This is a genomic window from Stenotrophomonas sp. YJH_SMC_48-3 (genome assembly GCF_059369375.1).
On sequence record NZ_JCAFSQ010000010.1, the window covers coordinates 161,764 to 186,725 of the forward strand.

Annotated in this window: 16 protein-coding genes and 1 pseudogene; 11 read left to right on the forward strand and 6 right to left on the reverse strand. The window is 66.0% G+C overall.

Features of this window, described 5'->3' with window-relative positions; genetic code table 11:
- Positions 1-4: 4 nt before the first annotated feature.
- The 8 genes and pseudogenes from AC5P65_RS16240 (at position 5) to AC5P65_RS16275 (ending at position 12,543) form a co-directional block, all read left to right on the forward strand.
- Complete coding sequence (locus AC5P65_RS16240; RefSeq protein WP_111098913.1) at positions 5-865, forward strand: LytTR family DNA-binding domain-containing protein; 861 nt, start codon at positions 5-7, stop codon at positions 863-865.
- A 70-nt stretch (positions 866-935) separates the two neighbouring features.
- A protein-coding gene (gene prfB / locus AC5P65_RS16245; protein ID WP_014037064.1) for a peptide chain release factor 2 occupies positions 936-2,061 on the forward strand; the annotation gives its coding sequence in 2 pieces (ribosomal slippage) (positions 936-1,010 and positions 1,012-2,061; 1,125 coding nt in all).
- Positions 2,062-2,214: 153 nt separating this feature from the next.
- Positions 2,215-2,993, forward strand: a pseudogene (locus AC5P65_RS16250) (helix-turn-helix transcriptional regulator).
- A 704-nt stretch (positions 2,994-3,697) separates the two neighbouring features.
- On the forward strand, positions 3,698-5,083 hold the full coding sequence (locus AC5P65_RS16255; protein WP_111097835.1) for an NAD-dependent succinate-semialdehyde dehydrogenase: 1,386 nt from the start codon (positions 3,698-3,700) through the stop codon (positions 5,081-5,083).
- Between the two features lie 62 nt (positions 5,084-5,145).
- Positions 5,146-6,786 (forward strand): acetolactate synthase large subunit, encoded by a 1,641-nt coding sequence (locus tag AC5P65_RS16260; protein WP_021202067.1) that lies wholly within the window; start codon positions 5,146-5,148, stop codon positions 6,784-6,786.
- A gap of 175 nt (positions 6,787-6,961) precedes the next feature.
- The gene (gene lysS, locus AC5P65_RS16265; RefSeq protein ID WP_111097834.1) at positions 6,962-8,473 is read left to right on the forward strand and encodes a lysine--tRNA ligase; all 1,512 of its coding nucleotides are present in this window, start codon (positions 6,962-6,964) and stop codon (positions 8,471-8,473) included.
- A gap of 205 nt (positions 8,474-8,678) precedes the next feature.
- A complete protein-coding gene (gene rpfG / locus AC5P65_RS16270) occupies positions 8,679-9,818 on the forward strand; it encodes a cyclic di-GMP phosphodiesterase response regulator RpfG (protein WP_019661474.1) in 1,140 nt (379 codons plus the stop codon).
- A 1-nt stretch (position 9,819) separates the two neighbouring features.
- Complete coding sequence (locus tag AC5P65_RS16275) at positions 9,820-12,543, forward strand: response regulator (protein ID WP_241745026.1); 2,724 nt, start codon at positions 9,820-9,822, stop codon at positions 12,541-12,543.
- A gap of 12 nt (positions 12,544-12,555) precedes the next feature.
- On the opposite strand, the gene rpfF is transcribed toward AC5P65_RS16275, so the two are convergent.
- The 5 genes from rpfF to betI all read right to left on the reverse strand — a co-directional run bounded on the left by rpfF (position 12,556) and on the right by betI (position 19,414).
- Complete coding sequence (gene rpfF, locus AC5P65_RS16280) at positions 12,556-13,425, reverse strand: diffusible signal factor synthase RpfF (protein WP_111097832.1); 870 nt, start codon at positions 13,423-13,425, stop codon at positions 12,556-12,558.
- A gap of 200 nt (positions 13,426-13,625) precedes the next feature.
- On the reverse strand, positions 13,626-15,302 hold the full coding sequence (locus AC5P65_RS16285) for a long-chain fatty acid--CoA ligase (protein WP_111097831.1): 1,677 nt from the start codon (positions 15,300-15,302) through the stop codon (positions 13,626-13,628).
- A gap of 226 nt (positions 15,303-15,528) precedes the next feature.
- Positions 15,529-17,211, reverse strand: coding sequence for a choline dehydrogenase (betA, locus tag AC5P65_RS16290; RefSeq protein ID WP_021202070.1), 1,683 nt, complete (start codon positions 17,209-17,211; stop codon positions 15,529-15,531).
- Positions 17,212-17,312: 101 nt separating this feature from the next.
- Positions 17,313-18,785 carry a betaine-aldehyde dehydrogenase gene (gene betB / locus AC5P65_RS16295; protein WP_111097830.1) on the reverse strand — a complete coding sequence of 491 codons (1,473 nt, stop codon included), beginning with the start codon at positions 18,783-18,785 and terminating at the stop codon, positions 17,313-17,315.
- Positions 18,786-18,823: 38 nt separating this feature from the next.
- Entirely contained in the window at positions 18,824-19,414 is a 591-nt protein-coding gene (betI, locus tag AC5P65_RS16300) for a transcriptional regulator BetI (protein WP_005409501.1), read from the reverse strand.
- 170 nt (positions 19,415-19,584) lie between these two features.
- On the opposite strand from betI, the gene AC5P65_RS16305 reads away from it, so the two are divergent.
- Positions 19,585-21,135 carry a BCCT family transporter gene (locus tag AC5P65_RS16305; protein WP_111097829.1) on the forward strand — a complete coding sequence of 517 codons (1,551 nt, stop codon included), beginning with the start codon at positions 19,585-19,587 and terminating at the stop codon, positions 21,133-21,135.
- Positions 21,136-21,265: 130 nt separating this feature from the next.
- Here the strand turns inward: AC5P65_RS16305 and acnA are convergent, their stop codons facing one another.
- Positions 21,266-24,019, reverse strand: coding sequence for an aconitate hydratase AcnA (gene acnA / locus AC5P65_RS16310; protein WP_111097828.1), 2,754 nt, complete (start codon positions 24,017-24,019; stop codon positions 21,266-21,268).
- Between the two features lie 301 nt (positions 24,020-24,320).
- Between acnA and AC5P65_RS16315 the strand changes: the two genes are divergently transcribed.
- Entirely contained in the window at positions 24,321-24,545 is a 225-nt protein-coding gene (locus AC5P65_RS16315) for an AbrB/MazE/SpoVT family DNA-binding domain-containing protein (protein WP_005409505.1), read from the forward strand.
- Between the two features lie 6 nt (positions 24,546-24,551).
- Positions 24,552-24,950 carry a type II toxin-antitoxin system VapC family toxin gene (locus AC5P65_RS16320; protein WP_005416402.1) on the forward strand — a complete coding sequence of 133 codons (399 nt, stop codon included), beginning with the start codon at positions 24,552-24,554 and terminating at the stop codon, positions 24,948-24,950.
- Positions 24,951-24,962 lie beyond the last annotated feature (12 nt).

Genomic DNA, 24,962 nt, shown 5'->3' on the forward strand with positions numbered 1-24,962 from the left:
AGCAATGACCCAGGGCCGACCACCGCGCTGGCGCACCACCACCCGGCTGCTGGTCTGGGCAGCGATCCTGTCGGCCTCGGCGGTGACCAGCGCGCTGGTTGAGGTGATGGACGCCTCGCGGCGGGGCAGCGATCTCGGCCTGTGGGAGCCGATGATCTGGGAATTCAGCAGCCTCGCCCTGATCCTGTTGACCCTGCCGCTGCTGTGGTGGGGCTGCGAGCGCTGGCCGCTGCATGCCGATACCTGGAAGCAGCGTTTGCCGCTCTACCTGCTGGCCAGCGTGGGCTGGTCGTTACTGCACGTGGTGGGGATGATGGTACTGCGGCACCTGGCCTATGTATCGCTGGGCTACCGCTACCAGGACGATGCGGGATGGCTGGAGCGTTTTGCCTACGAATACCTGAAGGATGTGCGCACGTTCGCGATGTTCGTGGCACTGGAGCACTTCGCCAGCTGGTTCGGCCGGCGCAGGCAGGGCGAGGCGAGCCTGCTGGCCGAGCCGGACGTCGGCCCGCCGGTGGAGCCGGTCGAGCGACCCCAGCACTTCCTGGTGCGCAAGCTGGGCAAGGAGTTCCTGGTCGCCACGGCGGACGTGGAGTACGCCCAGGCCGCAGGGAACTATGTGAACCTGCGGGTACGCGGCCACGACTATCCGCTGCGGATCACCATGGCAGTGCTGGAGCAGCGGCTCGACCCGGGCGAGTTCCTGCGCCCGCACCGCAGCTGGCTGATCCATCGGGGCCAGCTGCGCTCGATCGAGCCGCTGGACGGTGGCGAGGCCCTGCTGCATATGGCCGACGGGGCGAAAGTGCCGTGCAGCCGGCGCCAGCTGCCGCTGCTGCGGCAGGCGCTGGGGGCAGGGTGAGGCCCTCATTCCGGGTACCCGCAGCCTGCGGTATCATTACCAGTCATCTTTTGAATGCATAACCGCCGACATGATCGAACTGAATCCTGTCCGCCAGCGCATCACCGATCTGACCGATCGCGTGCTGTCGCTTCGGGGGTATCTTTGACTACGACGCCAAGAAAGAGCGTCTTGAAGAAGTAACGCGGGAGCTGGAAAGCCCCGACGTCTGGAACAACGCCGAATACGCCCAGAACCTGGGCCGCGAGCGTTCCAGCCTGGAAAAGACCGTGGGCGGCATCGCCTCGGTGCTCGATGGCCTGAACGATGCCACCGAGCTGCTGGAGCTGGCCGAGTCCGAGCAGGACGAGGACACCGCCCTGGCCGTGGTCGCCGACCTGGACAAGCACCAGGCCCACGTGGAGAAGCTGGAGTTCCAGCGCATGTTCTCCGGCGAGATGGACAATGCGGCGGCGTTCGTCGACATCCAGGCCGGTGCCGGCGGCACCGAAGCCCAGGACTGGGCCGAGATCCTGCTGCGCATGTACCTGCGCTGGTGCGAGTCGCGCGGCTGGAAGACCGAACTGATGGAAGTGTCCGGTGGCGACGTCGCCGGCATCAAGTCGGCCACGCTGCGCGTGGAAGGCGACTATGCCTATGGCTGGCTGAAGACCGAGACCGGCGTGCACCGTCTGGTGCGCAAGTCGCCGTTCGACTCGGACAACCGCCGCCACACCAGCTTCACCTCGGTGTTCGTGTCGCCGGAAATCGACGACAACATCGACATCACCATCAACCCGGCCGACCTGCGTACCGACGTGTACCGTTCGTCCGGTGCCGGTGGCCAGCACGTCAACAAGACCGAGTCGGCGGTGCGCATCACCCACATCCCGACCAACATCGTCGTGGCCTGCCAGACCGGCCGCAGCCAGCACCAGAACCGCGACAACGCGATGAAGATGCTGGCCGCCAAGCTGTACGAGCTGGAGATCCAGAAGCGCAACGCCGAGAAGGACGCGGTGGAAGCCACCAAGTCCGACATCGGCTGGGGCAGCCAGATCCGCAACTACGTGCTCGACCAGAGCCGTATCAAGGACCTGCGTACCGGCATCGAGCGCTCGGATACGCAGAAGGTGCTCGACGGCGACCTGGACGAGTTCGTCGAGGCCAGCCTGAAGGCCGGCCTGGCCGTGGGCTCCAAGCGCGTCGATGCCTGATCGACGCGCGTGCGCTGAGATCGTCACCCTCGCGCGCAACGCCGAGGGTGGCTGATCGCGCTTCCGGTAGAGCCGAGCCCATGCTCGGCTGCTGTTGGCGCAGTAGCAGATGCGTCGAGCATGGCTCGACGCTACAAAGGGCAGGACGGGCCGATGATGCGCAGCGAAAGTGAACGCAAGGAACTCGGCGGCTTCCTCAAGGCCTGCCGCGCCCGTGTCGACCCCGCCACGCTCGGCCTGCCGGCCGGGCGCCGGCGTACCCCGGGCCTGAAACGCGAGGAAGTCGCGCTGGCGATCGGGGTGTCAGCTGGTACACCTGGATCGAGCAGGGCCGTGAAGTGCGCGCCTCGCCCGAGGTGCTGGAGCGGCTGGCACAGGTGCTGCGCATGAGCGACGACGAGCGCGCCTATGCGTTCGCGTTGTCCGGCTATGGCGTGCCACTGGAATCACCGGACGAAAGCGTGACCGATGGCCTGCGCCAGCTGGTGGAGGCGATGCAGCCGATCCCTGCGTATGTGCGCAATACCCGCTTCGACATCCTGGCCTGGAACCCGGCCATCGCCGATCTGTTCGTGGACTACAGCCAGTTGGCGCCGCACGAGCGCAATACGCTGCGGCTGATGTTTCTGTACCCGCCGTACCGCACGCTGATCCTCAACTGGGAAGAAATGACCCGCGGCCTGCTGGCAGGTTTCCGTGCGGCGATGGCGCAGGCGCCGGACAAGGCGCCGTTCCTGGCGCTGGTGGAGGACATTGCCGCGCACAGCGAGGAATTCCGTCAGTGGTGGCCGGAGCACGACGTGCGGCGGTTCGATGAAGGTGCGAAGAAGTTGAACCATCCCACGCGCGGGTTGCTGGACCTGCAGTACGTGGCGCTGGTGCCGGAGAGCCGGCACGATCTTTCCCTGGTGACTTACCTGCCGCGAAGGTAGGTTGGTTCGGCAGGGCTGCGCCCTGCACCCGCAGAGGCTTCAAGCCAAGGCAACAGCAACAGCAACAGCAACAGCGAGCATCCTTGGGATGGCGGGGCGGTGTGGGCTGGCAGGACACGCCGTGAACCCATCCATGGGGGCTCGATGGCGCCATCCATGGCGCCAACGGTCCTGCCAACCCACACCGCCCCGCCTCAGACAAATTTCGCGCGGCTGTTGGTAGGTGTCGACCTTGGTCGACACATCTGTCAGATATCGAAAGAAATTCCGGGGTCAGATCCCAAGAGTATTCCCGACAGATCGCGGAAATCTGTCGAAGGCGGGGTGGGTCCGGTTGCGGGGGCGTGAGCGCCATGGATGGCGCGACCGAGGCTACATGGGTGAGGGCGCTTTGCTTGCGAAGCACTGCTTCGCAAGCGCCCGAACGCCCAGCCGCCGGCGGCTGGGCCGGACCCCGGAGGGGGATTTACGCCGTCCCCCGCAACCGGACCCACACCGCCATCCCAGGGGATGCAGGCCTTTGACCTTGACGTTGCCCTGGCCTCTGCGGGTGCAGGGCGCAGCCCTGCCGGCACCTATCTCCATTCAGACAGGTAAGTGCAGGTCACAGGATAAGCAGACGCCTTGTTGCCTCCGCCAATCGGGTCCACATTCCTGTGCAGGAGATGGGCCACCGCCCGTCGTCGAGACACCAGGAGACCTGCATGTCCGCTGCCCCCAGTACAGCCATTTCCCGCGATCCGGCCACCGGCCAGCAGATCGCCAGCCACCCCTTCGCTACCGACGCCGAACTGGAGGCCATCCTCGATCGCGGCCAGGTTGGCTTCGCCGCCTGGAGCACGAGGAGCCTCGAACAGCGTGCAGACGTATTGCGTGCGATGGCCGCGGTACTGCGCCGCGACCGTGAAAAGCTGGCTGCGCTGGCTACCGCCGAAATGGGCAAGGTCCAGGCCGAATCCCTGGCAGAAATCGAGAAGTGCGCCGTGCTGTGCGACTGGTACGCCGACCACGGTGCGCAGTTCCTGCGCGACGAGCCGACCCAGGTGCCCGACGACAAGGCCTACGTGTCCTACCTGCCGCTGGGCGTGGTGCTGGGCATCATGCCGTGGAATTTCCCGTACTGGCAGGTGATGCGCGCGGCGGTACCGATCCTGATGGGCGGTAACGGCTTCCTGCTGAAGCCGGCCGAGAACATCGTCGGCACCGCGCAACTGCTCGATGCCGCCTGGCGTGATGCCGGGCTGCCGGAAGGCACCTTCATCGCCGCCAACATCAGCCGCGAGGGTACCAGCCGTGCGATCGCCGATGACCGCATTGCCGCCGTCACCCTGACCGGCAGCGTGGCCGCCGGCCGCAGCATCGCTGCCCAGGCCGGGCAGGCACTGAAGAAGGTAGTGCTGGAGCTGGGTGGCTCGGATCCGTTCATCGTGCTGGCCGACGCCGATCTGGACGCCGCCGTAGATGCCGCGGTCGCCTCGCGCTTCCAGAACACCGGGCAGGTCTGCATCGCCGGAAAGCGCATCATCGTCGAAGACGCGGTCTACGACCGTTTCGTGGCGCAGTTCTGCCAGAAGGTGCAGGCACTGAGCATCGGCGATGGCCGCGACCCGGCCAACCGCATCGGCCCGATGGCCCGCCAGGACTTGCTGGAACAGCTGGATGCGCAGGTACGCGCCTCGGTGGAGGCCGGCGCGAAGCTGCTGGTCGGCGGCCATCAGCTGGATCGCCCGGGCGCGTTCTACGCCCCCACCGTACTGGCCGACGTGGAGCCGGGCATGCAGGCCTTCGATACCGAGACCTTCGGGCCGGTGGCCTCGATCAGCCGCGCCCGTGATGCCGACCACGCGGTGGAACTGGCCAACCAGAGCGAGTTCGGCCTCAGCGGCAACCTGTGGACCGGCGACCGCGCCCGAGCCATGCAGCTGGCCCGCCGGCTGCAGACCGGCGGTGTGTTCGTCAACGGCTTCTCCGCTTCGGACCCCCGCGTGCCGATCGGCGGCGTGAAGAAGAGCGGCTTCGGCCGCGAGCTCTCGCACTTCGGCATCCGAGAATTCGTCAACGCGCAGACAGTGTGGTTCGACAAGCATTGACACGCGGCTCTCATCCTTCCTGCAACGATCCACCATCAGTCCAGCACAAAGGACGGCATCCGATGTCCAAGGGTTCAGATCTGCTCGTCGCCGCACTTGAGAACGAAGGCGTCGAGCGCATTTTCGGTATTCCCGGCGAAGAAAACCTCGACGTGGTCGAGTCGCTCCGCCATTCCAGCATCGAACTGGTCATCACCCGCCACGAACAGGCGGCGGTGTTCATGGCGGCCACGTATGGCCGCCTGACCGGCAAGCCGGGCGTATGCCTGGCAACGCTCGGTCCGGGCGCGCTCAACTTCACCACCGGCGCCGCCTACGCGCTGCTCGGTGCGTGGCCGGTCATCATGATCACAGGCCAGAAGGGCATCGTGGCCAGCAAGCAGGCACGCTTCCAGATCGTCGACATCGTCAGCACGATGAAGCCGCTGACCAAGCAGGCGCGGCAGATCGTCTCGGCGCGCACCATCCCGACCATCGTCCGCGAAGCGTTCCGTGTGGCCCAGGAGGAGCGCCCGGGCCCGGTGTTGCTGGAGCTGCCCGAGGATATCGCCGCCGATGAAGTAGAAGGGGTGTCGCTGATTCCGCCGCATGCGGTGGAGCGGCCGATTGCCAGCCCCGAGGCGCTGGACCGCGCCGCGGAGATCATCCGCAATGCCAAGCGGCCGTTGCTGATGATCGCTTCGGCGGCGTCGCGGCCGCAGTCCAGCGAGGCGCTGTCGGCGTTCGTACTACGCGCCGGCATTCCGTTCTTCACCACGCAGATGGGCAAAGGCGCGGTGGCCGGCGGCTCGGGCCTGTACATGGGTACCGCGGCGCTGACCGAACGCGACTACGTGCACATGGCCATCGACCAGGCCGACGTGATCGTGACCATCGGCCATGAGGTCACCGAAAAGCCGCCATTCGTGATGCGTCCAGGCGGGCCGACCGTGATCCATATCGGCTACTCGCAGGCGGCGGTGGAGCAGGTGTACTTCCCGCAGGTGGAAGTGATCGGTGACATCGGCCGTTCGCTGACCCAACTGGCCGACCGCATCGAAGGCGCGGTGCCCCATGCCGATGCGCTGCTGCCGCTGCGCGCGACCATCCTCGAGCACCTTGCCGATCGCGCCGAGGACGCTGGTTTCACCCCGCAACGACTGGTGCACGACGTGCGCCAGGTGATGCCGCCGGACGGCATCGTGGCGCTGGACAACGGCATGTACAAGATCTGGTTTGCGCGCAACTACCGCACCCAGGTGGCCAACACATTGCTGCTGGACAACGCGCTGGCGACCATGGGCGCGGGCCTGCCGTCGGCGATCATGGCCTCGATCCTGTACCCGCAACGACGGGTGCTGGCGGTGTGTGGCGACGGCGGCTTCATGATGAACAGCCAGGAGCTGGAGACGGCGCGCCGGCTGGGCCTGAACCTGGTGGTGCTGATCCTCAACGACGGTGCCTACGGCATGATCCGCTGGAAGCAGGCGGTGGATGGTTTCACCGACTACGGCATGACCTTCAGCAATCCCGATTTTGTGAAGTATGCCGAGGCCTATGGCTGCAAGGGGCATGAGGTGACGGCCATCGAGCAGTTCGTCCCGACCCTGGAGGCGGCCTTCAACGAGGGCGGGGTGCACCTGGTGTCGGTGCCGATCGATTACTCGGAGAACCAGCGGGTGCTGGTGGACGAGCTGCGACAGGCGTTTCCCGGGAACGGCTGACGCCGGCGCCGCGCTCCGGTGGGTGTCGACCTTGGTCGACACAGGGACCGCCAACCAAGGTTGGCGACTACCGGGGCAGGGCGGCGGCGGGGCTGGGGCTGGACGGTTTTGGTATGCTGGGCAACCGGCTGTGCCGGGCGCAAGATCCCCCTCACTACACGATTCCCGCAGATCCATGAGCGAAGCTACCGATACCCCCCCCGTCGACGAAAACAAGTTGATCGCCGAGCGCCGTGAGAAACTCAAAGCGCTGCGTGGGCAGGGCATCGCGTATCCGAACGATTTCCGTCGCGAGGACTTCGCCGGCCGCCTGCAGGAAGAGTTCGCCGATGTCGAAAAGTGGACCGCCGAGGCGCTGGAAGGCAATGGCCGCCAGGTGAAGATGGCCGGCCGCCTGATGGCCAAGCGCATCATGGGCAAGGCCAGTTTCGCGCAGATCCAGGACGAGTCCGGCCGCATCCAGCTGTTCCTGCAGGGCACGGTGCTGGGCGATGCCTATACCGCCTTCAAGGGCTGGGACGTGGGCGACATCATCGCCGTCGAAGGCGGCCTGACCCGCACCAGGACCGGCGAGCTGTCGGTCAAGGCCGAATCGATCCGCCTGCTGACCAAGTCGCTGCGCCCGCTGCCGGACAAGTGGCATGGGCTGGCCGACGTCGAGCAGCGTTACCGCCAGCGTTACGTCGACCTGATCGTCACCCCGGAGTCGCGCGCGGTCTTCATCAAGCGCTCGAAGATCATCCGCGCCATGCGTGCGTGGCTGGACAACCGCGACTTCCTGGAAGTCGAGACGCCGATGATGCATTACATCCCCGGCGGCGCGGCGGCCAAGCCGTTCACCACCCACCACAACGCGCTGGACCTGGACCTGTACCTGCGTGTGGCGCCGGAGCTGTACCTCAAGCGCCTGACCGTGGGTGGCCTGGAGCGCGTTTACGAGATCAACCGCAACTTCCGCAACGAAGGCGTCAGCACCCGCCACAACCCGGAATTCACCATGATGGAGCTGTACGAGGCCTACGCCACGTACAACGAGATCATGGACCTGACCGAAGGCGTGATCCGTGACGTGGCCAAGGCCGTCAACGGCAGCACCGAGGTCGAGTGGGACGGGGCGAAGATCGACCTGGGCCCGGCGTTCCGCCGTTGGCGCATGGACGAGGCGGTGCGCCACCACAACCCCGAGATTTCCGTCGCCGACTGCACCGACCGCGACGCGCTGCTGCGCCATTGCGAGCGCTTGAATATCCGCGTCAAGCCGTCCTACGGCTGGGGCAAGCTGCTGCTGGAGATCTTCGAGGCCACGGTCGAGCACACCCTGATCCAGCCGACCTTCATCACCGACCACCCGGTGGAGGTCTCGCCGCTGGCTCGTGCCAACGACAACGACCCGGGTTACACGGATCGCTTCGAGCTGTTCGTCAACGGCAAGGAGCTGGCCAACGGCTTCTCCGAACTGAACGACCCGGAAGACCAGGCGCAGCGTTTCCAGGCCCAGGTGGCCGCGAAGGAAGGCGGCGACGACGAGGCGATGCACTACGACGCCGACTACATCCGTGCGCTGGAGTACGGCATGGCCCCGACCGGTGGCCTCGGCATCGGCGTGGATCGCCTGGTGATGCTGCTGACCGGCAGCAGCTCGATCCGTGACGTGCTGCTGTTCCCGTACATGCGTCCGGAGCAGTAAGTCGTCTTTTTGACCCCTGTTTGTGCGCGCCGTCGCGAAATGAGACGGCGCGATTGACGCCTCCCGCACTCGGCGTATCGTTAATGCACTACCTTGACGTCTGTTATGGCTTGATCGGCGCCAAGGGGAGTGCGCATTGTGGAGAGTCCGCTTCACAATGTGATGACGATCATGAACCGGGACGCATGACACGGGAGTCGGGCCGATGCAGGGTGCGAGCGTTCGCAGCGGCAGGGTATCCTCGCCTGCTGATGATCCAGCATGGTCGAGAAACCAGGCGGAGTACGCGTTGAACATCGTCATTGTTGACGACCAGACGTCCGCGCGGACGATGCTGCGTCATGTCATCGAAGACATCGCGCCGGAACTGAGCGTGCATGACTTCGGCGATCCGCTGACCGCATTGGCCTGGTGCGAGGCGCACCCGGTCGACCTGCTGCTGCTCGATTACCGCATGCCGGAGATGGACGGGCTGGAGTTCGCCCGCCGTTTCCGTCGCCTGCCCAAGCACCGCGATATCCCGGTGATCCTGATCACCGTGGTCGGCGACGAGCCGATCCGGCAGGCGGCGCTGGAAGCGGGGGTCATCGACTTCCTGGTCAAGCCGATCCGCCCGCGCGAACTGCGCGCGCGCTGCTACAACCTGCTGCAGCTGCGCCAGCAGACCGAGAACGTGAAGCAGCGTGCGTTGTCGCTGGAGCAGCGCCTGCTGGCCAGCATGCACGAGGTCGAGGAACGCGAACGCGAGACCCTGTCGCGATTGGCACGGGCGATCGAGTTCCGAGATGCCGGCACCAGTGCCTACCTCGAACGCATGGCGCGCGTGGCGGGGCTGATTGCCGAGCAGCTGGGCCTGCCCGAAGACGACGTGCGCCTGATCGAGATGGCCGCACCGCTGCATGACATGGGCAAGATCGCCATTCCCGACGCGGTGCTGCTCAAGCAGGGCAAGCTCAATGACGAGGAGCTGGCGATCATGCGCCGGCATCCACGCATCGGCCACGAGCTGCTCAGTGGCAGCCAGAACCGTTTCATCCAGGTGGGCGCGCTCATCGCGCTGCGCCATCACGAGCGCTATGACGGCAGCGGCTATCCCGACGGCCTGGTCGGCGAAGCGATCCCGCTGGAAGCGCGGATCGTTGCTGTCGCCGATGTCTTCGACGCACTCATCTCACCCCGTCCGTACAAGGAAGCATGGACCATGGAAGCCACACTGGCCTATCTGTACGCACAGCGTGGCCGCCTGTTCGATCCACGCTGCGTGGATGCGCTGATGCGCGGCCGCCAGCAGTTGATGGACATCTGCGCCCAGCACTCGACGGCATCGACGCGACCGGGTGGGTGACATGCAGGACCTGTTCGCACGCGTGAAGCGTCGGCTGGCGCAGCGTCCGGATTCGGAACATGGCCAGGCGATCGTGCGGGTGGTGCTGATCTCGCTGATCCTGATCTATGTTCTGCTGTCCGGTGCCCGCCTGCACCGGTTGGATCAGTACCAGGGCGTGCTGGCAACGGTAGTGACCGGCCTGGGCCTGTCGCTGCTGCTGTTCGGCTGGCTGCTGTGGAGGCCGCAGCGCTCGGACCCGCGACGGGTGGCCGGAATGCTGGCCGATTACGGACTGATCGCGATCGGCATGATCCAGATGGGTGAGCCGCTGGCGTGGGTGTATGCGGTGGTGATGTGGGTGACAGTGGGCAACGGCCTGCGCTTCGGGCCGCGGTACCTGGCCGCTGCCGTCGTGCTGGCCATGGCCAGTTTCGGCACTACGGTGCTGTTGACCCCTTACTGGCAGGCCAACCTGGGCCTGGCGGTTTCACTGTGGCTGGGGCTGTTGGCGGTACCGTTGTGCTGCTCCTCCCTGCTGCGCCGAAGGATGCGACATCCGACCATGGATACGACGCCCGCCACTGGCTCCGACAAGCGCTCGCTGCTGGCCCGCTTCAAGCAGCGCCTGTCCGGGCGCGAGGACAGCGAGCACGCGCAGAACCTGATCCGCATCATCATCACGGCGCTGTTCATCAGCTATCTCGGCTGGCGCTCGCTGAGCGGTGGCGGTGAGGCGCTGACTGCGACGTGGCTGATCCTCGCCTTCGAGCTGACCATTTCCGCAGGCCTGCTGGCCGCGATCCTGGTCAATCCGGGCGTGTCGCATGTGCGCCGGGTGATCGGCATGCTGACCGACTACACCTGCATGGCCTGGATCATGACGATCCAGGGCGAGCCGGCCGCACCGCTGTATGCGGTGATGCTGTGGGTCACGATCGGCAACGGCATGCGCTACGGCAGCACCTACCTGCGCGTGGCCACGGCCATGGGCTGCCTGGCGTTCCTGTGCACGGTGATGCTGTCGCCCTACTGGCGCAGCCACGACTATCTGGGCTGGGGCCTGCTGCTGGGCCTGGGCGCGATTCCGCTGTACTTCGATTCGCTGTTGCATGCCTTGACCCGGGCGGTGGCCGAGGCGCGCCAGGCCAACGAAGCCAAGAGCCGCTTCCTGGCCAACATGAGCCATGAGTTCCGCACGCCGCTGAACGGGCTGGCGGGCATGACCGAAGTACTGGCCACCACCCGCCTGGACGACGAACAGCGCGAGTGCCTGAACACCATCCAGGCCTCGACCCGCAGCCTGCTGGCGCTGGTGGAAGAGGTGCTGGACATCTCCGCGATCGAAGCCGGCAAGGTGCGCGTGGAGTCGCACGAGTTCGCACTGGCCGACGTGCTGCAGGCGATCAACCTGATCCTGACCCCGCAGACCCGCTCCAAGTCGCTGGACTATCGCGTGCAGGTGGACGACAACGTGCCGCCGCGCCTGCTGGGTGATGCCGGGCATCTGCAGCAGATCCTGCTGAACCTGATGGGCAACGCGGTCAAGTTCACCGACAGCGGCTACGTACATCTGCGCGTGTCGAGCCCGGACGCGCCGGGCAGCCAACGGATGCGCCTGCGATTCGAGATCGTCGATACCGGCATCGGCGTGCCGGTGGCGCTGCGTGGGCGCCTGTTCAATGCCTTCGAGCAGGGGGATGTCGGCCTGGCCCGTCGCCATGAGGGCACCGGCCTGGGCACGGCCATTGCCAAGGGCCTGGTCGAGTCGATGGGCGGGCAGGTCGGCTATGTACCGAACAGCCCGCGCGGCAGCGTGTTCTGGGTCGAGATCACGCTGGACGTCGCAGAGACCGCATCAGCCCCGGCGGTTCCGTCCGAGGTGGCTGAAGCCGGCAATGTCATCGCGTTTTCCAACCCCTTCCTGCGCCATCGTGCACGGGTGCGCAGCCTGCGGGTCCTGGTGGCCGACGATCACGAGGCCAACCGCATGGTGCTGCAGCGGCTGCTGGAGAAGGCCGGCCACAAGGTCACCTGCGTCAACGGCGGCGCCGAAGTGCTCGATGCGTTGGAGCAGGCCAGTTACGACGCAGCGATCGTCGACCTGCACATGCCCGGCATGAGCGGACTGGATCTGCTCAAGCAGTTGCGGGTGATGCAGGCCAGCGGCATGCCTTACGTTCCGGTCATGGTGCTGAGCGCAGACGTCACCCCCGAGTCCATCCTGCGTTGTGAGCAGGCCGGCGCCCGCGCCTTCCTTGCCAAGCCCGTGGTGGCCACCCGCCTGCTGGAAGTGCTGGCCGATGTCGCCGCCAACACCCGCGCCGAGCCCGGCATCCAGTCGGTGCCTGCATTGCCGGTCGGCGATGGCGTGCTCGATACCGCGGTGCTGGACGAGCTGGCGTCGCTGGGCATGGGCGATGGCTTCGAACGCAAGTTCATCGACCAATGCCTGGCGGACGTCGACGCAAGCATGGGCCAGCTGCAGGGCTGCGGCGAGCGCCAGGCCTGGGAGGATTTCCGCGAGCACGCCCACGCGCTGCGCGGCGTGGCAAGCAACCTGGGGCTTGTCCAGGTTGCCGCCTCCAGTGGCGAACTCATGCGCATGGCGGACTGGCAGCTGAAGGGCGAATGGAGCGCCCGCCTCAGCAGCCTGGCGACCGCTCTGCGCAACGGCAGGAATGCGTTGGCTGCCCGTAGTGCGGGGGCACCGCACCGCGACGACAGCGAGCGCAGCCCGTCCTGACCCGCCAGACGATCAGGCCGGGTCGCCATTGCGCCGGGCCTGCGCCCGTACCAGCCGATCCATGGTGCGCAGGGACTTCTCGCCGAGCTGCATCGCAGTGTCTACCCAGATCTCGGTGATCCGCATCATTTCATGCAGCGGCACCATGGTGGCGATCTCGTTGACCTCACGCATCGCCGCCCAGGCGTGCGGGATGCGTCGGCTTTCCTTGATCACCTGTTCGACTGCGGCAACACCTTCGCCCACCGGCACCACGATGTCGACCAGGCCCATTTCCTTCAGCTGGCTGGCGGTGTAGAGGTTGCCTTCCAGCATGATCTTCTCCGCCAGCCGCGGACTGATCCGCTGGCACAGGAAGGAGTAGGCGCCCATGCCGGGGAACAGGTCGAACAGCACCTCCGGCAGGCCCATCAGCACGCCTTCCTCGGCGACGATGGTGTGGCAGCTCAGTGCGGCCTCGAAGCCGCCCCCCAGTGCATTGCCCTGGACCAGGGCGATGCTGTGGGCACGGGTGCCCAGGCCGGCATGGAAGGCATGCACGCCGCGCACGCAGCGCTGGGCATAGTCGAGCAAGCGGGCGCGGTCGCCCTGGCGGATCAGGCGGCAGAACAGTTCGAGATCGCCGCCCAGGTTGAACACGTCGCTGTCCGAGGCAAGTACGACATGGGGTGACAGAGCGTGCGAGGCGCTGAGGCGATCGCCCAGTTCGCGCTGGTAGTCGACGATGTCATCGACCAGGCGCGAGGCGAAGCACGGCCGGCCTGGCTGGTTGACCAGGTTGGCGTGCATATGGATCCAGTAAACGTCCCGCTCGGGTTCTTCGGTGATACGCAGGGTAGGGTGCTGCGAGGGACGGGTAATGATGGGGCGTACTGCAGACATGGGAGTTCTCCGTGTGACCGTCCGGCCAACCGCAGAGCGGACGGAGAGGAGTGAGGGGGCGAGCTGAACATGCGGCGGCGACTGATTCTATGCACCCGTCGTGAACCGCCCGCAAGCGCCGGGCCGGCCATGTTCCGGCAATAAAAGGACCCCGCCGTCTCCGGCGGGGTCCCCTGTACTGTCGTGTTGCCCGGAAACCCTTACTGGGCGGGCGTATCACGCAGCTCGCGACGGAGAATCTTGCCGACGTTGGTCTTCGGCAGCTCCTTTCGGAATTCTACGATTCTGGGGTGCTTGTAACCGGTCAGGTTGGCCCGGGCATGTTCCTTGACCATTTCCGCGGTCAGGTTCGGGTCCTTCTTCACAATCACGACCTTCACGACCTCGCCGGACTTCTCGTCCGGGACACCGACCGCAGCCACTTCCAGCACGCCCGGCATCATCGCGATGACGTCTTCGACCTCATTCGGGTACACGTTGAAGCCGGACACCAGGATCATGTCCTTCTTGCGGTCGACGATGTAGAAGAAGCCCTTTTCGTCCATCTTCGCCATGTCGCCGGTGTGCAGCCAGCCGTCGGCGTCGATGGCGGTGGCGGTTTCCTCCGGGCGCTGCCAGTAGCCCTTCATCACCTGCGGGCCCCTGATGCACAGTTCACCCACTTCGCCCAGCGCCAGGATGTTGCCGTTGTCGTCCTTGATGCAGGCATCGGTGGACGGGATCGGCAGGCCGATGGCGCCGTTGTACTCGGGCAGGGTGAGCGGATTGATGCAGGCTGCCGGCGAGGTCTCGGTCAGGCCATAGGCTTCGACCAGGGTCACCCCGGTGACCTTCTTCCAGCGTTCGGCCACGGCACGTTGTACCGCCATGCCGCCGCCCAGGGTGAACTTGACCGAGGAGAAGTCGATCTCGTCGAAGCCGGGGGTGTTGAGCAGGCCGTTGAACAGCGTGTTGACACCGGTGATGGCGGTGAAGCGGGTACCCTTGAGCTCCTTGACGAAGCCCTTCATGTCGCGCGGGTTGGTGATCAGGTGGTTGCAGCCACCGAATTTCATGAAGACCAGGCCGTTCGCGGTCAACGCGAAGATGTGGTACAGCGGCAGGGCCGTGATGATCACTTCCTTGCCCGGCTCGATGCCTGAAGTGGACAGCCATGCCGACGCCTGCTGCATGTTGGCGATCAGGTTGCGGTTGGTCAGCATCGCGCCCTTGGCCACGCCGGTGGTACCGCCGGTGTACTGCAGGAAGGCGATGTCGTCGTGGTCGATCTCCACAGGCGGAAGCGCGTGGCGGCTGCCCAGCTTGAGCGCCTGCCTGAAGCGGACGGCGCCCTTGATGTGGTAGTTGGGCACCATCTTCTTGACGTACTTCAGTACGAAGTTGACGATCGCGCCCTTGGCGCCGAGCAGGTCGCCCAGGCCGGTGGTGACCACGTGCTTGACCGGCGTATCGGCGATGACCTGTTCGACGGTGTCGCCGAAGTTGTCGACCACCACCAGCGCACTGACGCCGGCGTCGACCAGCTGGTGCTTCAGCTCGCGGGCGGTGTACAGCGGGTTGACGTTGACCACGGTGAGGCCTGCGCGCAGCACGCCGAAGGTGGCCACCGGGTACTGCAGGCAGTTGGGCATCATCAGGGCGACGCGGTCACCCTTCTTGAGCTTGAGCTCACCCAGCAGGTAGGCGGCGAACTGGGTGACCAGCGCGTCTGTCTCACCATAGGTGAGGACCTTGCCGAAGCTGGAGTAGGCGGGACGGTCGCGGAATTTCGCGACGGAAGCGTCGAAGACCGAAGCTACCGAATGGAACTCGTTGACGTCGATTTCGGCGGGAACGCCTTTCGGATAGCTCTGCAGCCAGGGACGATCCAGACTCATATTCCCCCTCCAGGAATCGTGATGTATTAGGTTCGGCCCCGAGCGTATCGACAATGGCCGTTCATTGCAGCATACCCCGCCGTAGGGAAAACGCGAAGAGGGGTTTGCGTGGCGCATTGTGCGAACGCGTCAAACGGCGCCGGGCATGGCCCGGCGCTACCGAAGGCAGGACGCGCCTGGTAGCGCCGGGCCATGCCCGGTGGGTGTTTCACGGTGTGCGGCTGGCTCAGCCCTGCTTGCGCACCGGTGCACCGTTGGCCTTGTAATACGGCGCGGTGCTGCGGGCCAGCGGGGTGCGGCCGCGGATCACGTCGGCCAGCTTCTCGGCCATCATGATGGTCGGCGCGTTGAGGTTGCCGGTCACCACCTGCGGCATGATCGAGGCATCGACGATGCGCAGGCCTTCCAGCCCGTGCACGCGGCCCTGGCCGTCGACCACCGCCATCGGGTCATCGGCATGGCCCATCTTGTTCGAGCACGACGGGTGGTAGGCGGTCTCGGCATGCTCGCGCACGAATGCGTCGATCTGCGCGTCGGTCTGCAGCGCGCTGCCCGGCGAGATCTCGCGGCCGCTATACGGTGCCAGCGCCGGCTGCGCGAAGATCTCGCGGGTGATGCGGATCGCCGCGCGGAACTCACGCCAGTCCTGCTCGTGCGACATGTAGTTGAACAGGATGCTCGGATGTTCGCGCGGATCCTTCGAACGCACATGGATGCGGCCGCGGCTGGGCGAGCGCATCGAACCGACGTGCATCTGGAAGCTGTGCGCCTTGATCGGGTTGGAGCCGTTGTAATTGATCGCCACCGGCAGAAAGTGGTACTGCAGGTTCGGCCAGTCGAATTCGGCGTCGCTGCGGATGAAGCCGCCGGCCTCGAACTGGTTGCTGGCGCCGATGCCGGTGCCCAGGAACAGCCACTCGGCACCGATCGCCGGCTGGTTGTACAGCTTCAGCGCCGGGGCCAGCGAGACCGGCTTCTTGCACTCGTACTGCAGGTACATCTCAAGGTGGTCCTGCAGGTTGGCGCCGACGCCCGGCAGGTGGTGTACCAGGTCGATGTCCAGGCTGCGCAGCAGGTCGGCCGGGCCCACGCCCGAGCGCTGCAGGATCTGCGGCGAGGCGATGGCGCCGCCGCACAGCAGCACCTCACGGCGGGCGGTGGCACGCTGTGGCTGGTCGTTGTGCAGCCACTGCACGCCCACCGCACGCTTGCCCGAGAACAGGATGCGGTCGGTCAGCGCGTGGGTGACGATGGTCAGGTTCGGGCGCGGTTTGGCCAGGTCCAGGTAGCCGCGGGCGGTGCTGGAACGACGGCCCTTCGGGGTCACCGTGCGGTCCATCGGGCCGAAGCCTTCCTGCTGGTAGCCGTTGAGGTCGTCGGTGCGCGGGTAGCCGGCCTGCACGCCGGCCTCGACCATCGCAGCGAACAGTTCGTTGTTGCCGGCCTTGGGCGTGGTCACGCGCAGCGGGCCATCGCCACCGTGGTAGTCATTGGGTCCGATGTCGCGGGTTTCGGCCTTGCGGAAATACGGCAGGCAGTCCAGGTAGGTCCAATCCTCCAGGCCCGGCATGCTGGCCCAGTTGTCGTAGTCCATCGCGTTGCCGCGGATGTAGCACATACCGTTGATCAGCGACGAGCCGCCCAGGCCCTTGCCGCGTCCGCAGTCCATGCGGCGGTTGTTCATGAAGGGCTCCGGATCGGTCTTGTACGCCCAGTTGTAGCGCTTGCCCTGCAGCGGGAAGGCCAGCGCCGCCGGCATCTGGGTACGGAAGTCGAACCGGTAGTCCGGGCCACCGGCTTCCAGCAGCAGCACGCTGACATCGGCATCTTCGGTGAGGCGGGTGGCCAGCACGTTGCCGGCCGAGCCTGCGCCGATGATGATGTAGTCGTACTCGTTATGGGTGCTCATGGGTGTCTCCTGCAGGCCGCGGCGCGCTGCATGCAGGCGTCGCGGCGGAATGTCGGATCGGCGCGGTGGCCGGACGAGGGTGCTGGCTTGCGGCGCGCCGGTCAGAACACGCTGGCGTAGTCGCCCAGCTCGACCTGCACCGACTTGATGCGGGTGTAGTGGCCGAGGGTGGAGATGCCGTTCTCACGGCCGACGCCCGATTCCTTGTAGCCACCGACCGGCATTTCGGCCGGCGATTCACCCCAGGTGTTGATCCAGCAGATGCCGGCTTCCAGGCGGTGGATGATGCGGTGCGCTCGGCTGATGTCCTTGCTGACCACGCCCGCAGCCAGGCCGAAGGTGGTGTCGTTGGCGCGGCGCACCACTTCGTCCTCGTCGTCGTAGGCGAGGATGCTCATCACCGGCCCGAAGATCTCTTCCCGGACAATCGTCATGTCATCGCGGCAGTCGGAGAACACGGTCGGCAGCACGTAGGCGCCATTGGCCAGCGCGCCTTCGGTGGCGCGGCCGCCGCCGGTCAGCAGGCGGGCGCCTTCGGCCTTGCCGCTCTCGATGTAGCGCAGCACGTTTTCCATGTGCGGGAAGCTGGTCAGCGGGCCGAAGTTGGTCTCGGCGGCCATCGGGTCGCCGATGCGGATGCGCTTGACGCGCTCGACCACGGCGGCCTCGAATGCGGCCAGCATGCTGCGCGGCACGAAAACGCGGGTGCCGTTGGTGCAGACCTGGCCGGAGCTGAAGAAGTTGGCCATCACCGCGATGTCGGCCGCGCGGTCCAGATCGGCGTCATCGCAGATCACCAGCGGCGACTTGCCGCCCAGCTCCATGGTCACTTCCTTCAGCGACGAGGACGCGGCGCTGGCCATCACCTTCTTGCCGGTGGCGACGCCGCCGGTGAAGGAGATCTTCTCGATCACCGGGTGCTCGGTCAGCCACTGGCCGATCTCGCGGCCCGGGCCCTGCACGACGTTGAACACGCCGGCCGGCACACCGGCTTCGGTGTAGATCTCGGCCAGGCGGATCGCGGTCAACGGGGTCACTTCGGAGGGCTTGAACACCATCGCGTTGCCGGCAGCCAGGGCCGGGGCCGACTTCCACATGGCGATCTGGATCGGGTAGTTCCAGGCGCCGATGCCGGCGACCACGCCCAGCGGCTCGCGGCGGGTGTAGAAGAAGCTCGATTCGCGCAGCGGCAGCTGGATGCCCTCGATGGCGGTGGCCAGGCCGGCGTAGTACTCGACCACGTCGGCACCGGTGACGATGTCCACGGTGGTGGTTTCGGCCAGCGCCTTGCCGGTGTCCAGAGTCTCCAGCTGGGCCAGTTCGTCGTTGCGCTCGCGCAGGAGCTCGACGGCGCGGCGCAGGATGCGCGAACGCTCCATGGCCGTCATCGCCGCCCACACCTTCTGGCCCTCGGCCGCGCTCTGCACGGCGCGCTCGACGTCGGCCTGGCTGGCGACCTGCACCTCGGCGATCACCTCACCGGTGGCCGGGTTGATGGTCTTGAAGGTCTTGCCGCTGGTGGCATCGACGCGCTGGCCGTGGATGTAGAGCTGTTGGACGGGCAGGGTGGTCATGGGGCGTACTCCTTGGAAGGGGGCGGGTGCTGAAGCGCTTATAGCGCGACAGCCTGCAACTGGAAGTCGATGTAGCCGTAAGCGATGCGCCGGGACTTCTCGGCATTGAACTGGCCGCCGACCAGGCTGCCACGCAGCCACAGGCCGTCGATCATCGCGGCCAGGCCACGGGCGGCCAGGCGGGCCTGCGGGTGGGGCAGCAGGCGGTTGAACTGGTGGCAGAGGTTGGAGAACAGGCGCTGGTCGTTGGCGCGCTGCAGCCGGGCCAGTTCCGGCTGGTGCATGCTCGCGGCCCAGAAGGTGAGCCAGACGCGCATGGCGGTGCCGTTGATCTGGCTGTCGTCGAAGTTGCCATCGACGATGGCGCGCAGCTGCTCGCGCGGGTCGTCGCTGGCGTCGGCGCGGTAGCGGGCGACGGCGTCCTTCAACTCGCGCAGGATCTGCCGCATTGCAGCATTGAGCAGGCCGTCCTTGTCGCCAAAGTAGTGGGCGACGATGCCGCTGGACAACCCTGCCTTCTTCGCGATGGTGGCGACGGTCGCATCGGCCATGCCGATCTCGTCGATGGTCTGGAAAGTGGCCCGGATCAGCTGCTCGCGCCGTACCGGTTCCACGCCTTTCTTCGGCATTGTCTCTCCACGGTTTGCGACCCGAAGGATCGGGCTGCCCGCCATTATGCTTTTTATTGATTGAACGTTCAATCAATAAACCCTAGGATGCGCTCGCGCCCCACGCCATGGGCCCGGTTTACCGGTCCGGCCCCGCCCATGTGCTCCCTCGGACTTGATGAGACGACCCCATGTCTTCCCTGGCTCATCCCAAGCGTTCGCCCCTGCGCTTGAACCGTTTTGTGTTCTTCAGCTCCTCGGTGTCGATCGGCATCCTCGGGCTGCTCACCGTTCTCTATCCCGAAGGCAGCGAGCACTGGCTGCAATGGGCGCAGGCCGAGGTTTCGGCGGCGTTTGGCTGGTGGTACATGCTGCTGATCGTGCTGTGCCTGGGCTTCGTGCTGTGGCTGGCGCTCTCGCCGTATGGCCGCATCCGCCTGGGCCACAACGAGGAATCACCGGCCTTCGGCTACGTCGCCTGGGTCTCGATGCTGTTCTCAGCCGGCATCGGCATCGCGCTGCTGTACTACGGCGCCTACGAGCCGCTGGACCACTTCCTCAATCCGCCCGGGCAGCCCGGCGGCACCGTGGCCGCCGGCCGCGAGGCGATGGTGCTGACCTTCCTGCACTGGGGCCTGCACGGCTGGGCGCTGTATGCGCTGGTCGGTGTGGCACTGGGCTACTTCGCCTACCGCCGCGACCTGCCGCTGGCGCTGCGCTCGGCGCTGTACCCGATCTTCGGTGAGCGCATCCATGGCCGCATCGGCGACATGGTGGATGGCTTCGGCATCCTGGCCACGCTGATCTCGATGGTGACCAACCTCGGCATCGGCGCGCTGGTGGTGCAGTCCGGCCTGGTCTACCTGTTCCACATCCCGGATACGCCGCAGGTGCTGGTGGCGATCGTGCTGGTGATGATGGTGGTGGCCACCATCGGCGTGGTTGCAGGCGTGGAAAAGGGCATTGCCTGGCTCTCCAACCTCAACGTGCGCCTGCTGTGCGGCCTGCTGCTGTTCGTGCTGGTCACCGGCCCGACCCTGCACCTGTTCGATGGCCTGATCCAGAACACCGGCGATTACCTCGGTGCGTTCGTGCGCAAGAGTTTCGACATGTACCTCAACGACCCGAAGGGGCGTGAGTGGATGGGCTCGTGGACGCTGTTCTACTGGGCCTGGTGGATCGCCTGGGCGCCGTTCGTCGGCCTTTTCGTGGCGCGCATCTCGCGGGGACGCACCATCCGTGAAGTTGTCATGGGCGTGCTTCTCATCCCCCTCGGTTTCACCCTGGCGTGGCTGTCGATCTTCGGCAACACCGCCATCGACCTGGTCCTCAACCATGGCCAGGCGATCCTGGGCGACGTGGCCCAGCACGATGCGGCGATGACGCTGTTCAAGCTGCTGGAATACCTGCCCGGGGCGCCGTACGTGGCCGGTGCCGCGGTGGTGATCGGCTTCGTGCTGTTCCTGACCCCGGTCGATTCGGGCACGCTGATGATCGCCAACCTGTGCACCCGTCGCGTTGACGATGGCGTGGAAGATGGGCATGACGCGCCGATCTGGCTGCGCGTGTTCTGGGCGGCGGGCATCACCGTGGCCAGCGTTGGCCTGCTCCTGGCCGGCAACTTCAGCGCGATGCAGACGGCGGTGGTGCTGTGCGGCCTGCCGTTCTCGTTCACCCTGGCGTTCTACATGTGGGGCCTGCTGAAGGCGCTGCGCACCGACCCGGACGCACCGCGCCGCTGAGTGCTTCTGTAGAGCCGAGCCCATGCTCGGCTGCTGTCGGCGCAGAAGCAGCCGAGCGCAGGCTCGGCTCTACAGGGGGGTGCATCGCAAACGGAAAGGGCCGGATCCGTGCGGATCCGGCCCTTTTCCGTTACTTGCTGGCCAGCTGGCGCAGCACGTACTGCAGCAGGCCACCGTGACGGAAGTACTCGACTTCCTTTGGGGTCAGCAGCATCACCGACACCTCGAAGGTCTTCTTCGTGCCATCGGCCTTGGTCGCGGTGACCGTGGCGCGCTTGCTGGCACCGTCCTGCAGGCCGGTGATGTCGATCACTTCCGAGCCGTCCAGGCCCAGGCTCTGCGCATTCTCGCCGTTGCGGAACTGCAGCGGCAGCACGCCCATGCCGACCAGGTTGGAACGGTGGATGCGCTCGAAGCTCTCGGCGATGACCGCCTTCACTCCCAACAGCAGGGTGCCCTTGGCAGCCCAGTCACGCGAAGAGCCGGTGCCGTATTCCTTGCCGGCCAGCACCACCAGCGGCACCTTTTCAGCCTTGTACTTCATGGCCGCATCGTAGATCGCCAGCTTCTCCGGCTGACCGCCGCCGGCCGGGTAGTACAGGGTGTTGCCGCCTTCCTCGCCACCGAACATCAGGTTCTTGATGCGGATGTTGGCGAAGGTGCCGCGGACCATCACGTCGTCGTTGCCGCGGCGGCTGCCGTAACTGTTGAAGTCGGCCGGCTGCACGCCGCGCTCCTGCAGGAAGCGGCCTGCCGGCGAGTCCTTCTTGATGTTGCCGGCCGGGGAGATGTGGTCGGTGGTGATCGAATCGCCGAACAGGCCCATCACGCGTGCACCATGCACGTCGTCGATGCTGCCGGTCTGCATGGTCATGCCATCGAAGTACGGCGGGTTCTTGATGTAGGTGGAGGCATCGCTCCACTCGTACAGGTTGCCGTCCGGCGAGGCGATGGTGTTCCAGCGGGTGTCACCCTTGAACACGTCGGCGTAGTTCTGCTTGAACATCTCCGGGCCGATGGTCGCGGCGATGACATCGCCGATTTCCTTGTTGCTCGGCCAGATGTCGCGCAGGAACACCGGCTGGCCATCGCTGCCGGTACCGAGCGGCTGGGTGGTCAGGTCGATGTCGGTGGTGCCGGCGATGGCGTAGGCCACCACCAGCGGCGGGCTGGCCAGGTAGTTCATCTTCACTTCGGGGTGCACGCGGCCCTCGAAGTTGCGGTTGCCCGACAGCACCGAGGTGACCACAAGATCGCCGGCGGCGATGCCGGCGCTGACCTCGGTCGGCAGCGGGCCGGAGTTGCCGATGCAGGTGGTGCAGCCGTAGCCGACCACGTAGAAGCCGATCTTCTCCAGCTCCTTCAGCACGCCGGCCTTTTCCAGGTAGTCGGTGACCACGCGCGAGCCCGGCCCGAGCGAGGTCTTCACCCACGGCTGGCGGTTCAGGCCCTTGGCGGCCGCGTTGCGGGCCAGCAGGCCGGCGCCGATCATCACCGCCGGGTTGGAGGTGTTGGTGCACGAGGTGATGGCAGCGATGACCACCGCGCCGTCCTTCAGCCGCACCTTGCGGCCTTCGATCTCGATGTCGGCGAAGCCCTTGGCCAGCTGCTCGTTGCCGACCGCGGCGCCACCGCCTTCGTTGACGAAGGTGGCAACGTCCTCGCTGCGCTTGTCACGGTTGGCGGTCAGGCCGACCAGCGCTTCGCGGTAGTTCTTCTGCACGTCTTCGAGCAGGACGCGGTCCTGAGGACGCTTCGGGCCGGCCAGCGACGGCTTCACCGTGCCCATGTCCAGTTCCAGCGTGGTGCTGTACTGGGCATGCGGGCTGCCCGGTTCGTGCCACAGTCCTTGCGCTTTGGCATAGGCCTCGACCAGGTTGATCTGCTCTTCGCTGCGGCCGGACAGGCGCAGGTAGTTCAGCGATTCGGCGTCGATCGGGAAGATGCCGCAGGTGGCGCCGTATTCCGGGGCCATGTTGCCGATGGTGGCGCGGTCGGCCAGCGGCAGGTGCTGCAGGCCATCACCGTAGAACTCGACGAACTTGCCGACCACGCCCAGCTTGCGCAGCATCTGGGTAACGGTCAGCACCAGGTCGGTGGCGGTGGCGCCCTCGGGCAGCTTGCCGGTCAGCTTGAAGCCGACCACCTGCGGGATCAGCATCGACGATGGCTGGCCGAGCATGGCGGCCTCCGCTTCGATGCCGCCCACGCCCCAGCCCAGCACGCCGATGCCGTTGATCATGGTGGTGTGGCTGTCGGTACCGAACACGGTATCCGGGTAGGCCACGGCCTTGCCATCCTTCTCCGCAGTCATCACCACGCGAGCCAGGTTTTCCAGGTTCACCTGGTGCACGATGCCGGTGTTGGGCGGCACCACCTTGAAGTTGTCGAAGGCCTTCTGGCCCCAGCGCAGGAAGCCGTAGCGTTCCTGGTTGCGCTGGAACTCGATCTTGCCGTTGAGGTCCAGCGCGTCGGGCTTGCCGAACACATCGACCTGCACCGAGTGGTCGATGACCAGTTCGGAGGGAATCTGCGGATTGATCTGCTCCGGCTTGCCGCCGAGCTTGACGACGGCGTCGCGCATCGCGGCCAGGTCGACCACGCAGGGCACGCCGGTGAAGTCCTGCAGGACCACGCGTGCGGGCATGAAGGCGATTTCGGTGTCCGGCTCGGCCGCCGGATTCCAGCGGGCCACGGCTTCGATGTGGTCCTTGCCGACGGTGATGCCGCCATCCTCGTGCCGGAGCAGGTTCTCCAGCAGGATCTTCATCGAGTAGGGCAGGTGGGAGATATCGAAGCGCTGGCCCAGCGTGGGCAGGCTGAAGTAGTCGTACGTCTTGCCGCCGACGTTCAGCTGGCTGCGGGTGGAGAACGAATCGCTCATGCGGGGTAACTCCTTCTTGCGGATGGCTTGCAGTGGCCCGCGCATGGGCGGACCTGCTTGCGGTCGCCGGTGGCCTGGTGGCCCCGGAAGTTCCAGTATGAACCCGAAACTGAATGGATTCACCCGGGCCGGGTTCGGCCTGCGGCATCGGTTCCAGACTACAGGGGAGGGTGTATGGCGTATGTCACGTTTGTGGCCGATCCTTTGCGAGGCAAGGGCTGGCGGGGTGCCGGTCCTGTTCAGGGTGGAAGTATGCCCAAGGAAGTATGTATAATTTGTGCATACTCTGGAGGGCCTACCGATGGAAGCCACTGTTGCAGAACGCGGACAGATCACCCTGCCCAAGGCGGTGCGTGATGCCCTCGGCCTGACCAAGGGCACGCTGCTGAAGGTCGAGCTGGACGGCAGCCGCATCATCCTGCGCAAGAGTGTTGACGATGCCATTTCACGGGCGCGCGGCAAGTTCGCGCTGGACGGCTTCGAATCCTCCGACGCAGCGGTACGCGCGGTGCGTGACGAGGAATAAGCCGTGATGATCGCCGTCGATTCACCGGTGCTGGTCGAGCTGCTCAGCAATGGTCCGCAGGCCGATGCCGTGGAGGCCATCCTCCGGCAGAGCCTGGTGGGTGGCCGTGTGGTGGTCTGCGGCGCAACCCTGGCCGAGGTCTGCGCATCGCTGCGCGGCGGCGCCGAGGTGCTCGAAGCGCTGGAAGAAATGGGCGTGCACTTCAACCCGATGGAAGCCAAGTCGGCGCTGCGCGCCGGCGAGATGCACCGCCGTCATCGCCAGCGTGGCGGCAGCCGCCGCAGCCTGGACGAATTCATGGTCGGCGCCCACGCACTGCTGCAGTGTGACGGCCTGATCACCTGGAACGACACGTTTTACCGCGACTACTTCAAGGGCCTGAAGCTGATCGTGCCGCACGCCTGAGCCCACTTTGTT

Coding starts and splice junctions, on each gene's coding strand:
- AC5P65_RS16240 (WP_111098913.1), top strand. CDS start 5: ATGACCCAGGGCCGACCACCGCGCTGGCGCACCACCACCCGGCTGCTG.
- AC5P65_RS16255 (WP_111097835.1), top strand. CDS start 3,698: ATGTCCGCTGCCCCCAGTACAGCCATTTCCCGCGATCCGGCCACCGGC.
- AC5P65_RS16260 (WP_021202067.1), top strand. CDS start 5,146: ATGTCCAAGGGTTCAGATCTGCTCGTCGCCGCACTTGAGAACGAAGGC.
- lysS (WP_111097834.1), top strand. CDS start 6,962: ATGAGCGAAGCTACCGATACCCCCCCCGTCGACGAAAACAAGTTGATC.
- rpfG (WP_019661474.1), top strand. CDS start 8,679: ATGCAGGGTGCGAGCGTTCGCAGCGGCAGGGTATCCTCGCCTGCTGAT.
- AC5P65_RS16275 (WP_241745026.1), top strand. CDS start 9,820: ATGCAGGACCTGTTCGCACGCGTGAAGCGTCGGCTGGCGCAGCGTCCG.
- rpfF (WP_111097832.1), bottom strand. CDS start 13,425: ATGTCTGCAGTACGCCCCATCATTACCCGTCCCTCGCAGCACCCTACC.
- AC5P65_RS16285 (WP_111097831.1), bottom strand. CDS start 15,302: ATGAGTCTGGATCGTCCCTGGCTGCAGAGCTATCCGAAAGGCGTTCCC.
- betA (WP_021202070.1), bottom strand. CDS start 17,211: ATGAGCACCCATAACGAGTACGACTACATCATCATCGGCGCAGGCTCG.
- betB (WP_111097830.1), bottom strand. CDS start 18,785: ATGACCACCCTGCCCGTCCAACAGCTCTACATCCACGGCCAGCGCGTC.
- betI (WP_005409501.1), bottom strand. CDS start 19,414: ATGCCGAAGAAAGGCGTGGAACCGGTACGGCGCGAGCAGCTGATCCGG.
- AC5P65_RS16305 (WP_111097829.1), top strand. CDS start 19,585: ATGTCTTCCCTGGCTCATCCCAAGCGTTCGCCCCTGCGCTTGAACCGT.
- acnA (WP_111097828.1), bottom strand. CDS start 24,019: ATGAGCGATTCGTTCTCCACCCGCAGCCAGCTGAACGTCGGCGGCAAG.
- AC5P65_RS16315 (WP_005409505.1), top strand. CDS start 24,321: ATGGAAGCCACTGTTGCAGAACGCGGACAGATCACCCTGCCCAAGGCG.
- AC5P65_RS16320 (WP_005416402.1), top strand. CDS start 24,552: ATGATCGCCGTCGATTCACCGGTGCTGGTCGAGCTGCTCAGCAATGGT.